This window comes from Nocardiopsis algeriensis, assembly GCF_014203695.1.
Lineage (GTDB): Bacteria > Actinomycetota > Actinomycetes > Streptosporangiales > Streptosporangiaceae > Nocardiopsis > Nocardiopsis algeriensis.
On record NZ_JACHJO010000010.1, the window covers coordinates 1 to 11,359 of the forward strand.

At 70.6% G+C, this 11,359-nt stretch carries 14 protein-coding genes and 1 tRNA gene; 6 read left to right on the forward strand and 9 right to left on the reverse strand.

Going from position 1 to position 11,359, the window contains the following annotated elements; translation table 11 throughout:
• Positions 1-267: 267 nt before the first annotated feature.
• Both FHS13_RS16350 and FHS13_RS16355 read right to left on the reverse strand, forming a co-directional pair.
• Positions 268-519, reverse strand: coding sequence for a hypothetical protein (locus FHS13_RS16350; protein ID WP_184292801.1), 252 nt, complete (start codon positions 517-519; stop codon positions 268-270).
• Complete coding sequence (locus tag FHS13_RS16355; RefSeq protein ID WP_184292802.1) at positions 516-812, reverse strand: hypothetical protein; 297 nt, start codon at positions 810-812, stop codon at positions 516-518. The genes FHS13_RS16350 and FHS13_RS16355 overlap by 4 nt, the downstream gene beginning before the upstream one ends.
• A gap of 174 nt (positions 813-986) precedes the next feature.
• Here FHS13_RS16355 and FHS13_RS16360 point away from each other — a divergent pair, with 174 nt between their 5' ends.
• The 4 genes from FHS13_RS16360 (at position 987) to FHS13_RS16375 (ending at position 3,587) form a co-directional block, all read left to right on the forward strand.
• Entirely contained in the window at positions 987-1,814 is an 828-nt protein-coding gene (locus FHS13_RS16360) for a helix-turn-helix domain-containing protein (protein ID WP_184292803.1), read from the forward strand.
• Positions 1,798-1,986: a DUF397 domain-containing protein gene (locus tag FHS13_RS16365; protein WP_184292804.1), complete on the forward strand. Its 189-nt coding sequence runs from the start codon at positions 1,798-1,800 to the stop codon at positions 1,984-1,986. The genes FHS13_RS16360 and FHS13_RS16365 overlap by 17 nt, the downstream gene beginning before the upstream one ends.
• A gap of 194 nt (positions 1,987-2,180) precedes the next feature.
• Positions 2,181-2,369, forward strand: coding sequence for an excisionase family DNA-binding protein (locus FHS13_RS16370; RefSeq protein WP_184292805.1), 189 nt, complete (start codon positions 2,181-2,183; stop codon positions 2,367-2,369).
• A 33-nt stretch (positions 2,370-2,402) separates the two neighbouring features.
• Positions 2,403-3,587 carry a tyrosine-type recombinase/integrase gene (locus FHS13_RS16375; protein ID WP_184292806.1) on the forward strand — a complete coding sequence of 395 codons (1,185 nt, stop codon included), beginning with the start codon at positions 2,403-2,405 and terminating at the stop codon, positions 3,585-3,587.
• A 100-nt stretch (positions 3,588-3,687) separates the two neighbouring features.
• Here FHS13_RS16375 and FHS13_RS16380 read toward each other — a convergent pair.
• Positions 3,688-3,761 (reverse strand) — tRNA-Pro (locus FHS13_RS16380).
• Positions 3,762-3,896: 135 nt separating this feature from the next.
• Here FHS13_RS16380 and FHS13_RS16385 point away from each other — a divergent pair.
• Both FHS13_RS16385 and FHS13_RS16390 read left to right on the forward strand, forming a co-directional pair.
• A complete protein-coding gene (locus tag FHS13_RS16385) occupies positions 3,897-4,823 on the forward strand; it encodes a helix-turn-helix domain-containing protein (protein ID WP_184292807.1) in 927 nt (308 codons plus the stop codon).
• Complete coding sequence (locus FHS13_RS16390; protein ID WP_184292996.1) at positions 4,817-5,344, forward strand: dihydrofolate reductase family protein; 528 nt, start codon at positions 4,817-4,819, stop codon at positions 5,342-5,344. The genes FHS13_RS16385 and FHS13_RS16390 overlap by 7 nt, the downstream gene beginning before the upstream one ends.
• Here the strand turns inward: FHS13_RS16390 and FHS13_RS16395 are convergent.
• From FHS13_RS16395 to FHS13_RS16420, 6 genes are all read right to left on the reverse strand, one after another.
• Entirely contained in the window at positions 5,329-5,835 is a 507-nt protein-coding gene (locus FHS13_RS16395) for a 2-thiouracil desulfurase family protein (protein WP_184292808.1), read from the reverse strand. The two genes, FHS13_RS16390 and FHS13_RS16395, sit on opposite strands and share 16 nt — an antisense overlap.
• Before the next feature lie 56 nt (positions 5,836-5,891).
• Complete coding sequence (gene der, locus FHS13_RS16400) at positions 5,892-7,322, reverse strand: ribosome biogenesis GTPase Der (RefSeq protein ID WP_184292809.1); 1,431 nt, start codon at positions 7,320-7,322, stop codon at positions 5,892-5,894.
• Between the two features lie 147 nt (positions 7,323-7,469).
• Positions 7,470-8,168 (reverse strand): (d)CMP kinase, encoded by a 699-nt coding sequence (gene cmk, locus FHS13_RS16405; RefSeq protein WP_184292810.1) that lies wholly within the window; start codon positions 8,166-8,168, stop codon positions 7,470-7,472.
• Positions 8,169-8,281: 113 nt separating this feature from the next.
• Complete coding sequence (locus FHS13_RS16410) at positions 8,282-9,421, reverse strand: prephenate dehydrogenase (RefSeq protein WP_184292811.1); 1,140 nt, start codon at positions 9,419-9,421, stop codon at positions 8,282-8,284.
• 91 nt (positions 9,422-9,512) lie between these two features.
• Positions 9,513-9,875 carry a chorismate mutase gene (gene aroH / locus FHS13_RS16415; RefSeq protein ID WP_184292812.1) on the reverse strand — a complete coding sequence of 121 codons (363 nt, stop codon included), beginning with the start codon at positions 9,873-9,875 and terminating at the stop codon, positions 9,513-9,515.
• A gap of 151 nt (positions 9,876-10,026) precedes the next feature.
• The coding region (locus tag FHS13_RS16420; RefSeq protein WP_184292813.1) for a pseudouridine synthase at positions 10,027-11,359 on the reverse strand (1,333 nt) is incomplete at its 5' end.

Sequence of the window (11,359 nt, forward strand, 5' to 3'; positions counted from 1 at the left end):
TTAACCCACCTACCAGGGGCTTCTTGCTGTTCAGAAGGGGTTCAGGGAGACCGGTACGGGGCTGTGACCTGCACCTTCAGCATGAAAAAGGCTCACTGTTGCAACCAGCCGCGTTCGCAGCAGGAACGCCTGAGCATTTCTTCAGAAAAGACTTCACTCGATACCCCCTCATAGTCGCTTATGCGGGAAAACGGCAAATGCTCACAAGGGAAACCCCTCCCAGCGGAGAACCGGTGGGAGGGGTTGGGGGTTCCGAGCCGTGCGAGGTCAGAGGTAGCGCTTGGGCAGATCGTCCCTCCGCAGCTCTGAGAAGGTGATCATCTTCTGGCCGGGGCGGACGAGTACCGCGCCGCCGTTGGCGAAGAAGAGCGTGCCACGCTCCTTGAGGTTGAGCAGCCCGACTGCCGAGCACAGGACCTGCCGGCAGGTGACCCTCTCGACGCCTTCGGTCTCTGCGAGGGTGTTGGCGACCTCGGGCGGGACCTCCGCGAGGTAGCGGGGAAGCTCATGTGAGCTCATGTCACCTTCTCCCCCGCCTCGGCGATCTCCAGCACGGCCAGCGCCCGGCGTACCATGTCCCGCTCCTGTCCCATGGGCAGGCCCTTCTCCGTCTCCCACACGTCCTGCTCGGTACGGAACGGCTCCCAGAGCCAGAACCAGAACCAACCGCCCTCCGCCCTGGACAGGCGGATGTGCTGACTCTGCTTCCCCTTCTTCAGCTCGACCACCTGGCCGGGGTGCGGCAGCGCCTTCAGACCGTTTTCATCCGCCCAGTGGCACAGACGCTTCGCGGCCTCCCTGGTTTCACTCATGTCCCTTATCTCCCGAAGAGCTATTGAATTCCCTCATTCACCGGACCGAACTTCGAGGGGCTACAGGAAGATCTTCCGGGAGGAAGGAAAGACAACCTAGGGCGCCTGAACAGGTGAGAACATCGGATAAGTCCGGTTGCCTGTTGTTGATGCTTGGTGGAATTTGGTGGTGTCATGGCGAAACGCAAGGTCAGGCCACACGCAAAGGAATGGGGAACCGAACTCAAGGTCCTCCGGGCCAAGGCCAACAGAACACAGAAGTCCGTCGCCACTGCCGTGCGGTGCTCGGACACGCTGATCTGCGGATTCGAGCAGGGAACACACTGGCCGGGCCGCGACATGGCGGTGAAGCTGGCCGAGGCCCTCCCCGAAGGAAAGTCCCTGGTTACCCTCTGGGACAGGCTCAACTCCAAGAAGTCCTACCCCGACTGGGCCTCGGATCTGGTCAAGGCCGAAGGCCGCACCTCCCTCATGAGGGAGTTCGAGACCACGGTGGTTCCCGGGTTGGTCCAGACAGAGGACTACGCACGGACGCTGATCAAGGCGAACAACTCACTGGGCCCTGCCAGGGACGTCGAGGAGCTGGTGTCCGGCCGGATGGACCGGCAGGAGATCTGGAACCGCGAAGATCCTCCCCGGATGATCCTCATCCTCAACGAAGCGGTGTTGATGTGCTGCACCGGCGGACCTCATGTGATGTCAGCCCAGATCACCCATCTGATGGAAATGGTGGAGCGCGACCTCATCAGGGTACACATCATCCCCACGAAGACCAGGCAACCGCCCTCCACCACGAGTTTCACCCTTCTCAGCTTCAACGGTGAGGCTGACGCCCTGTACGTGGAAGACGGGGTGACGGGCAGGATGGTGAACGAAGATCCAGAGGTCAGCAGGATGGATAGGATTTTCAGCGATCTCCTGGGAGTCGCTCTCTCGCCGGAGGAGTCCCTCAAACTCCTCAACCTCCATCGAAGGAAGCACGAAGATGAGTCTCAAGACTGAGTGGGGGACGTCAACCTACTCCCACGGCAATGGTGGACAGTGCGTGGAGGCCAGACGCACATCCGCCGGTGCCGCCATCCGAGACACCCAGAACCGCTCCCTCGGCCATATCGAAGCATCCCGGCTGGAGTGGGGAGCGCTCCTCACGGCCGTCAAGGGTCCGGCCGCGTAGAGCCGCCCCCTTCCCCCCACACACCACCCCACCAGTGGCATGAACACAACGGATCTCCGTTCTTCTTCGGGCCCTGCCGCTTCCAGCGGCAGGGCCCGTAGTGCGTACGCACGCCTTCCGCACCCCGCCTGAACCCGATCAGGCCCCCGATCGCGACCAGGAAGTGAAGCCCACCCGCACGAAGGGACCCCGGTGTGGAACACAAAGTCGCGTACTCCGTCCAGGAAACCGCCCGAGCGCTCAACCTGGGCACCACCACCGTCGAGAAGCTCATCGCCAACGGACAGCTCCCCTCCGTCCGCATCGGCCGGCGACGCCTCGTCCTCCGCTCCGCCCTGGAGACCTACATCAACCACCTCGTAGAGAAGCAGGCATCCGCTTAGGCTGGATGGGACCGTTCCCGGGAAAGACGAGGAGTGGCGCCCAGAACACCACGCAAGCCCACCAGGGCAGACCTGGCCGACCGGCCCGACGTGTCGGTCCACCTCGACAAGACACGTAAGCTCTGGCGCGCGGAGATCCGCCTCCGCCAGGACCCGCACACCGGCCGCTGCCAGGTCAAGAAGGTCAGCAGCAAGAACAAGCACACCCTCTACGACAAGCTGTCCACGGTCCTGGAAGAGCTGGATCAGGGGGTCAACTCCCCCGCCCGCTACACCGTTGCCGACTGCGTGGCGGAGTTCCTGCAAGACCAGACCGCAGATCTGGCACCTACCACACGCAACAAGTACACACGGCTCGCGCGTACGCACATCACCCCCTACCTCGGCCGGTACCTGCTGGCCGAACTGCGGGTGGCCGATGTGCTCGCCTGGCTCCGGGGCCGCAAACCGCACCTGTCCTCACGGACGCTGCGGCTGGTGCTCAACCTGCTGGAACGCGCCATCCGCTACGCACAGGTCCAGGAGATGGTGGCCCGCAACGTCGCCGAACTCGCCCGGCTGGACCAGCGGGGCAGGCGCAAGGGCGACAAGCCCGGACGGCCCTCCAAGTCCATGACGCTGGAACAGGCCGTGGCGGTGCTCAAGGCGGCGGAAGGCACGCGGTGGTACGCCTACCTGGTGCTCTCCATCGTCACCGGAGCCCGGACCGAGGAGATCCGGGCGCTGAGGTGGGAGCAGATCGACACCGACGACACGGTCCCCACAATCCATGTGTGGACCTCGGTGCGCGGGGACGGGGACACCAAGACCCGACGGTCACGGCGCTCCCTGGAACTGTCCCGTATCGCCGTCAAAGCGGTCACCGCCCACAAGGCGATGCAGGCCCGAGAGCGTCTCGCGGCCACCGAACTGTGGCAGAACAATGACCTGGTGTTCTGCACCAGGCACGGGACACCGCTGGACCACCACAACGTCCTGCGGGACCTGCGCACCGTCATGAGAAAGGTAGGACTCGACCAGAACGAATGGACAGCGCGCGAGCTGCGCCACACCTTCGTGCCACTGCTCTCCGACCACGGCGTGAACATCGAGGAGATCTCACTCCTCGTGGGCCACAACGGCACCGACACCACCGAACGCGTCTACCGCCACCAACTCCGACCGGTACTTCGATCCGGAGCACGGGCGACGGACAAAATCCTGCACGACGTGGGCTGACGGCCCACCCGGCCCCGGTTCAGCCCCACCTGCACCCCACCGAGGACGCAGAAAAGGGCCCGCCTCACGGCGGGCCCTTCTCGGACCTGCTACTTCGCTGTCGGGACGGCGGGATTTGAACCCACGACCCCTTGACCCCCAGTCAAGTGCGCTGCCAAACTGCGCTACGTCCCGTTCGCCGGGTGGCTGTGCGCCTCCGGCACCCGAAACTCTACCGCATCCGGAAGGGCGCTCGCGCCGTCTTTTCCGGCGGAGGGACGGGCAAGAACGGTCAAGCGCGGACGGGGCCCGCGCGCACATACTGGCTCCATGAGCGAGCCCACCACCGGACGTGACCGGCTCCGGGAACTGCTGGACGCGGTCCTGGAGGAGGACAGCCCCCGCCTGGCCGACATGGCCGGCCGCGCCTTCGCCTCCCCGTTCCACTTCTCGCGCCGGCTGGCGCGCGACACCGGCGAGTCACCCGTGGCGCTGCGGCGGCGCGTGCTGCTGGAGCGCGCCGCGTGGCAGATCACGCAGGGCGCGAGCGTCACCGATGCCGCGTTCGCCGCCGGGTACCGGTCGGTGGAGGGGTTCATCCGCGCCTTCGGGCGGGCCTTCGGGCACCCTCCGGGGGCCACCTCGGCGGGGAGCCCCACCTGGCTGCCCGCGCCGAACGGCATCCACTTCCACCCCCCGGTCCACCTGTGGATCGAGCAGAACCCGAGAAGGGACAGCGGCATGGACCTCGTCGCCCTCCAGGTCCACCACGACGTCGACGACACCGGCCGCCTGCTGCGGCTGGCCGCCGAGCTGCCCGAGGAGGCCTACCGCAGGGTCCGCGCACCCGGGCAGGTGGTCCTGCCGTGGGACGGGCCCGAGGAGTCGGTGGCCGCGGTCCTGGAGCGCCTGGTGCGGACCAAGGAGATGTGGCTGGCCTCCATCGAGGGCGCCGACTCCCCCGAACCGGGCGCGGACGACCCCGCCTCGCTGCTGGAGCGCCACGAGCGCTCCGGAGCGCGGTGGATCGCCGCGGTCGCCGACATCGGCCGCCGCGACGCCTTCGGCGACCGGCTCGTGGACGCCCTGTGCGATCCGCCCGAGAGCTTCACCCTGGGCGGTGTGGTCGCCCATGTGCTCACCTTCTCGGCGCACCGCAGGCTGCTCGTGCGGCACATGCTGCGCGGCGAGGGCACAAAGGTGGACGACGGGGACCCGCTCGCCTGGCTTCAGCAACGACACGGAGGCACATCATGAAAACCGTCTACAACACCGCGACCAGCCTGGACGGCTACATCGCCACCGACGACCACTCCCTGGAGTGGCTGTTCGCCGCCGAGGGCGACGCCGCCCTGGAGGAGCACGCGGAGTTCATGAAGGGCGTGGGGGCGATGGTGATGGGCGCCTCCACCTACGAGTGGACCCTGCGCCACGAGTCGTCCTGGCCCTACGACCTGCCCACGTGGGTGCTCACCCACCGGGAGCTGCCGCAGGCCGGGGGCGACGTGCGCCTGGCCGCCGCCGACAGCGACCAGGCGCTGCGGGACCTGCACCGGGAGATCGCGCGGGCGGCCGGCGGACGCGACGTGTGGTTGGTCGGCGGAGGCGGAATCGCCGCCGACCTGGCCCGCCTGGGCCTTCTGGACGAGGTGGTGGTCTCCATCGCCCCGGTCACGCTGGGTTCGGGGAAGCCGCTGCTGGCGGGACGGGCGGACCTGAGGGTGCAGGACGTGCACCGCTCGGGCGACTTCGCCTGCATCCGCTACGCGGTGCTCTGAGCCTCCAGGCTTCGCACGTGGGAGGCGGCCGCCTCCAGCTCGTCCTCGCTGAAGACCGCGATCCCGCTGTCCAGGAGCAGCCGGGCCGTCACGCCCGGGCCCGGCCGCTTGCGGCCCCCGAACGTGCCGTCATAGACCTCGTGCAGGCCGCACGAGGGACTGGACTCCTTCAGGACCGCCACCGAGGCGCCGTGCCGGCGCGCGGTCTCCAGGGCCGCGCGGGCCCCCGCGACGAAGGCCGCGGTCACGTCGTCCCCGTCCGGGGTGAGGATGCGGGCCCGGCCCGCCAGTACGTCGGCGGCACCGGCCCCCGGTTCGATCTCGGCGGGCGGGCGGGGCACCGGCAGACCGCCGGCGACCTCGGGGCAGTGCACGACCAGGCGGCCCTCCGCCCTCCAGCAGGCGACGAGGTCGCCGCCGAGGGCCTTGGCCCTGCCGTCGTAGCGCACGGGGCGCCCCACCAGGCAGGCGCTCACCAGTACCTTGTGCACCGCGTCCTCCTCGGCGGCTCGCGGGGCCCCGCCCTCGGCGGGCGGGGCCGGATCGGCTACTTGCGCGGGCGCTGCTTGCGGTCCGGGCGGACGCTGCCCTTGGAGGCCCGGCCCGGGGTCGCGTTCTTCTTCTCCCGGATGCGCATGCTCAGGTGCACCGGCGAACCCTCGAACCCGAAGTCCTCGCGCAGGCGCCGCTCGATGAAGCGCCGGTAGTTGTCCTCCAGGAACCCGGTCGTGAACAGCACGAAGTGCGGCGGGCGCGCCCCCGCCTGCGTCGCGAACAGGATCTTGGGCTGCTTGCCGCCGCGCACCGGCGGCGGTGTCTGGGCCACCAGCTCCTTGAGCCAGTTGTTGAGCTGCCCCGTCGGGATGCGCTGCGACCAGCCCGCCAGGCTCGTCTCGATCGCCGGGACCAGCCGCTCCATGTGGCGGCCGGTCTTCGCCGAGATGTTGACGCGCGGCGCCCAGGCCACCCGCCCCAGCTGCCGGTCGATCTCCTTCTCGAGGTAGACGCGGCGCTCCTCGTCGAGGACGTCCCACTTGTTGAAGGCCAGCACCAGGCCGCGCCCGGCCTCCACCACCTGCTCCACCACGCGGATGTCCTGCTCGGCCAGGGGGGCGCTGACGTCCATCAGCACCACCGCGACCTCGGCCCGCTCCAGGGCCGCGCCGGTGCGCATGGTGGCGTAGTAGTCGGCGCCCTGCAGGGCGCGGAACCTGCGCCGGATACCGGCGGTGTCGATGAACTTCCAGGTCTTGCCGCCCAGCTCGATGAGCTCGTCGACGGCGTCGCGGGTGGTGCCCGCCACGGAGTCGACGACCACACGCTCCTCGCCGGCGAGCCGGTTGAGCAGGCTGGACTTGCCGACGTTGGGGCGACCCAGCAGCGCCACGCGCGGCGGCCCGTCCTCGCTGTCGGTCTCGTCCTCGCCCCGGGGCTGCTCGGGGAAGGCGGCCACGACCGCGTCGAGCAGGTCGCCGGTGCCGCGGCCGTGCAGGGCGCTGATGGGGTAGGGCTCGCCCACACCCAGGTTCCACAGGCCGAGCGCGTCGGACTCCTGCATGCTGCCGTCGACCTTGTTGGCGGCCAGCACCACAGGGCGCTTGGTGGCGCGCAGCACACGGGTGACGGCCTCGTCGGCGTCGGTGATGCCGACCGTGGCGTCGACCACGAACAGGATGACGTCGGCGGTCTGCGCCGCGTACTCGGCCTGGCGGGCGACCATCGCGGCCAGACCGCTGACGCTGGTCTCCCAGCCGCCGGTGTCGACGAGCGTGAACTGCGTGTTCTGCCACTCGGCGTCGTAGGCGACCCGGTCGCGGGTCACACCCGGCACGTCCTCCACCACGGCCTCGCGGCGGCCGATGATGCGGTTGACGAGGCTGGACTTGCCGACGTTGGGGCGGCCGACCACGGCCACCACGGGCAGTGTCTGCGCCTGCTCCTCGCCGGAGTCGGCCTCGGAGACGTCGAACTCACTCATGTACTGCTCCCGGTCCTCGGTCCCCGCGCGCCCAGGATGCGTGCCGCGGGGAGTGCGTGAAGAACCGGACGGCCCCTTGTCGGGATCCGCCCGGTCGGAACGGGCGCCGGCGGCGCCCGGGTACGTGTGCGGGGTCTCCCCCGCGGGTCAGGCCTTCTGGACGGCCTCGTCGGCGAGCCCGACCACCAGCTCCACCACCTCGTCCAGGCTCAGCCCGGTGGTGTCGAGCTCGACGGCGTCCTCGGTCCGCGTCAGCGGTGAGTGGGCCCGGCTGGAGTCAAGCCGGTCGCGCCGCAGCAGGGCCGCCTGCGTGGCGGCGACGTCGCTGGTGCGGACCTCCTTGCTGCGCCGCTGGGCACGGGCCTCGGCGCTGGCGGTCAGGAACAGCTTGACCGGTGCGTCGGGGGCGACGACGGTCGTGATGTCGCGGCCCTCGACCACGATACCCGCACTCTCGGCCCTGGCCCGGGCGATGATCTCGCGCTGGATGCGCACCAGCAGCTCGCGGGCCTCGGGAACCGCCGAGACGGCGCTGACGCTGCCGGTGACCTCCTTGCCGCGGATCTCGGCGGCCACGTCGCGGCCGTCCACCGCGACCGTGGGCGCGGCCGGGTCGGTGCCCATCTCGATCGTGGGCCGCTCGACCGCGGCGGCGACGGCGGAGGCGTCCGAGACGTCCACGCCGTTCTCCAGCATCCACCAGGTCAGGGCCCGGTACATGGCACCGGTGTCGAGGTAACGCAGGTTGCGCGCCCTGGCCACACCCTTGGAGGTGCTCGACTTGCCCGACCCGGAGGGGCCGTCGATGGCGATGACGATTCCCCCGCCTGTGTCCTGCGCGCTCACTGCCGTTGACTCCCTCGTTCCTCGCGACCGGGACCCACCGTCCTCGGCCGAAGCCACGCCACAGCGTACCGCCGCGGACATACCCGGCCGACCACGCGCCGGCCGGGGCCGCCTCAGGCGCCCGGGTGGACCGACCATCCCCCGTCGGAGAGTGCCAGGGCGAGGATGTCCACGGCACCGGGCAGCACGTACAGCTCCGCCACACCCAGCGGCAGGCCCGGGGTGTGCTCGATCCGCACGTCCTCGATGTTGACGCCGGCGTCCGCGGCGGCCGCGAAAAGGCGGCCCAGCGCCCCCGGCTCGTCGGGGATGACCACCGGGATGACGGTGTAGTCGGGCCTTCTGACCGTGCCGTGCTTGCCGGGGATGCGGCCGTGGCCGCCGCGCCCGCGCGAGAGCAGGTCCCGCACCGGTTCCAGGGCCGACGGGTCCCGGCCGCCGTCCCCGGCCGCCGCACCGCGCAGCGCCTCGGCGGCCGCGGCCAGGTCGGCCGCCACCGCGTGCAGGACGTCCGCGACGGGAGCGGCGTTGTGGGCGAGGATCTCGGTCCACAGGGCGGGGTCGCCGCCGGCCACCCGGGTGACGTCGCGCACGCCCTGGCCGGCCAGGGACAGGGCCGTCTCGTCACCGGCCAGCAGCCGGGCCGCCACCGCGGAGGAGGCCACGTGGGGGGCGTGGGAGACCAGCGCCACCGCCCGGTCGTGCGCGGCGGCGTCCACCACCAGGGGGTCGGCACCGCACAGGCGGGCGATCTCGGCGACCAGGGCGGTGCTCGCGGCGTCGGCCTTGCCGGTGGGGCACAGGGCCCACGAGCGGCCCAGGAACAGGTCGGCGCGTGCCGCGCCGGGCCCCTGCTTCTCACGGCCTCCCATGGGGTGGCCGGGTACGAACGTGGCCATGTCGCAGCCCAGGCGCTCGGCCTCGGCCGCCACGCTCGCCTTCACGCTGGCGGCGTCCGTGTACACGTGGGCGAGTCCGCGGTCCTGGGCCTCGCGCAGCACCGCCGGGACGACGGCGGGCGGAGCGGCGATCACCGCGACGTCGGCGGGCCGCCCCTGCGGTTCCCGGTCCAGGGGCCTTCCGGCGCCCCGGTCGCAGGCCAGGCGCAGGGACGCGGGGTCGGGGTCGGACAGCAGGACGTCGACGCCGTGCGAGCGCAGGGCGAGAGCGATCGAGGTCCCGATCAGCCCGGTGCCGATCACGGCGACCCGGTGCACCTCGGGACGGTGTCCCGTCTGCCTGCTGCTCTCCACTGCTCCCCCGCCCCACGACACACGCTTGTTCCCCCAGCCTAGGGTGTGCCTCCCGGACGGCGCACGCCGCGAGCGGCGCCCCGGGGCGTTCCTACTGTGCGATGTCCAGACGCAGGGCCTGGGCCCCGCGCAGGTAGACGTGCTGGATCTGCGCGCGTGAGAGGTCGGTCTCCACGTGCGCCATGAGCCGCACCACGTGCGGCAGCGCGTGGGGGACGTCGATCTCGGTCGCGCACATGAGGGGTACGTCGGTGAATCCGAGCCCCCGCGCGGCCAGTGCCGGGAACTCGCTCTTCAGGTCGGGGGTGGCGGTGAACAGCACGCTGATGAAGTCGTCCGCCGTCAGCCCGTTGCGTCCCATCACCTCGGAGACCAGTTCGGCCGTGGCCTCCAGCACCTGCTCGCGTTCGTCCGCATCGACCTGAACCGCACCACGGATGGCCCGTACCGCCACGATCTTTCCCGCCTTCGTCTTGCTTCTCCGGCCGCCCCGATGGAGAGCAGGGAACGGCAGCCGCACCCGGAGTTCTCCGGATGCGGCTGCCGTCAACTGTAGCGACCGGGTCCCGGTCGGAGGTGCCCCTCCCCTCGGGAGGGAGAGGGTGTCAGAGGCCCGCGACCTTGTAGAGCTCGCTCACCTCTTGGGGGTTCAGGGCGCGCATCGTGCCCAGTTTGAGGGCGTTGAGGTTGATCGGCCCCACCTGGGTGCGTGCCAGGTCGGAGACCGGGTGCCCCACGGCCTCCATGAGGCGGCGCACGATGTGCTTGCGGCCCTCGTGCAGCCGGATCTCCACCAGCGCCTTGGGAGCGTCGTTCTCCACCACGCGGAAGGAGTCGACCTCGACCGGGCCGTCCTCCAGCTCCACGCCCGCCTTCAGCTCGCGCACCACGCTGTGGGGAACCGGGCCGGGCACCTTGGCGATGTAGGTCTTGACGACCTTGTAGCGCGGGTGCGTGAGCCGGTTGGCGAGCTCGCCGTCGTTGGTGAGCAGGATGAGGCCCTCGGTCTCGGTGTCGAGACGGCCGACGTGGAAGATCCGCTCGTCGGTCTGGCCGGTGTAGTCGGCCAGGGTCGGGCGGCCCTCGGGGTCCCACATGGTGCTCACGACACCGCGCGGCTTGTTCAGGGCGAAGTACAGCTTGTCGCGGTCCGTGACCACCCGCATGCCGTCGACACGGATCTCCGACTTCTCGGGGTCGACACGGGCGCCGAAGCGGCGGACGGTCTGGCCGTCGACGCTGACGCGTCCGGCGGCGATCATCTCCTCGCTGGCGCGGCGGCTGGCGACGCCGGCCGCGGCCAGCGCCTTCTGGAGGCGGATGCCGCCCTCGACGTCGACGTAGTTGTCGCGCGTGTCGTCGGGCCGGTCCTCGTCCTTGGGGTCGTACTCCGAGCGCAGGGCGGCGAGCCGCTCGCGGGCGGCCTTGGAGAGCTGGTTCTCGCTCCTGATGCCGCCGGTCGCGACCTTGCGCCCGCCGGGCAGGTCGGCCGTGTGCCGGTTGCCGGACTTGCGTGCGGGACGCCGCTCGTCGCGGCCCCGGTCGTCGCGGTCGCGGAAGCCGCCGCGGCGGTCGTCGCCGCGCTCGTCACGCCGGAAGGAGCTGCGGTCCTCGCGGTGCCCACCGCGACGGTCACCGCCCTCACGGAAGTTCCGGCCGCCGCGCTCGTCACGGCCGCCCCCGCGGCGGTCGCCGCCGCGCTCGTCGCGTCCACCGCGGAAGTCCCGGCCGCCGCGCTCGTCGCGGGAACGGAAGTCCCGACCGCCGCGGTCGTCACGGCCCCGGTCGTCGCGGTCGCGGAAGCCACCGCGACGGTCACCGCCCTCACGGAAGTCCCGACCACCGCGGTCATCGCGGGAGCGGAAATCCCGACCGCCACGGTCGTCACGGCCCCGGTCGTCACGGCCACGGTCGTCACGGTCGCGGAACCCACCGCGC

Coding starts and splice junctions, on each gene's coding strand:
- FHS13_RS16360 (WP_184292803.1), top strand. CDS start 987: ATGGCGAAACGCAAGGTCAGGCCACACGCAAAGGAATGGGGAACCGAA.
- FHS13_RS16350 (WP_184292801.1), bottom strand. CDS start 519: ATGAGCTCACATGAGCTTCCCCGCTACCTCGCGGAGGTCCCGCCCGAG.
- FHS13_RS16385 (WP_184292807.1), top strand. CDS start 3,897: ATGAGCGAGCCCACCACCGGACGTGACCGGCTCCGGGAACTGCTGGAC.
- FHS13_RS16365 (WP_184292804.1), top strand. CDS start 1,798: ATGAGTCTCAAGACTGAGTGGGGGACGTCAACCTACTCCCACGGCAAT.
- der (WP_184292809.1), bottom strand. CDS start 7,322: ATGAGTGAGTTCGACGTCTCCGAGGCCGACTCCGGCGAGGAGCAGGCG.
- FHS13_RS16355 (WP_184292802.1), bottom strand. CDS start 812: ATGAGTGAAACCAGGGAGGCCGCGAAGCGTCTGTGCCACTGGGCGGAT.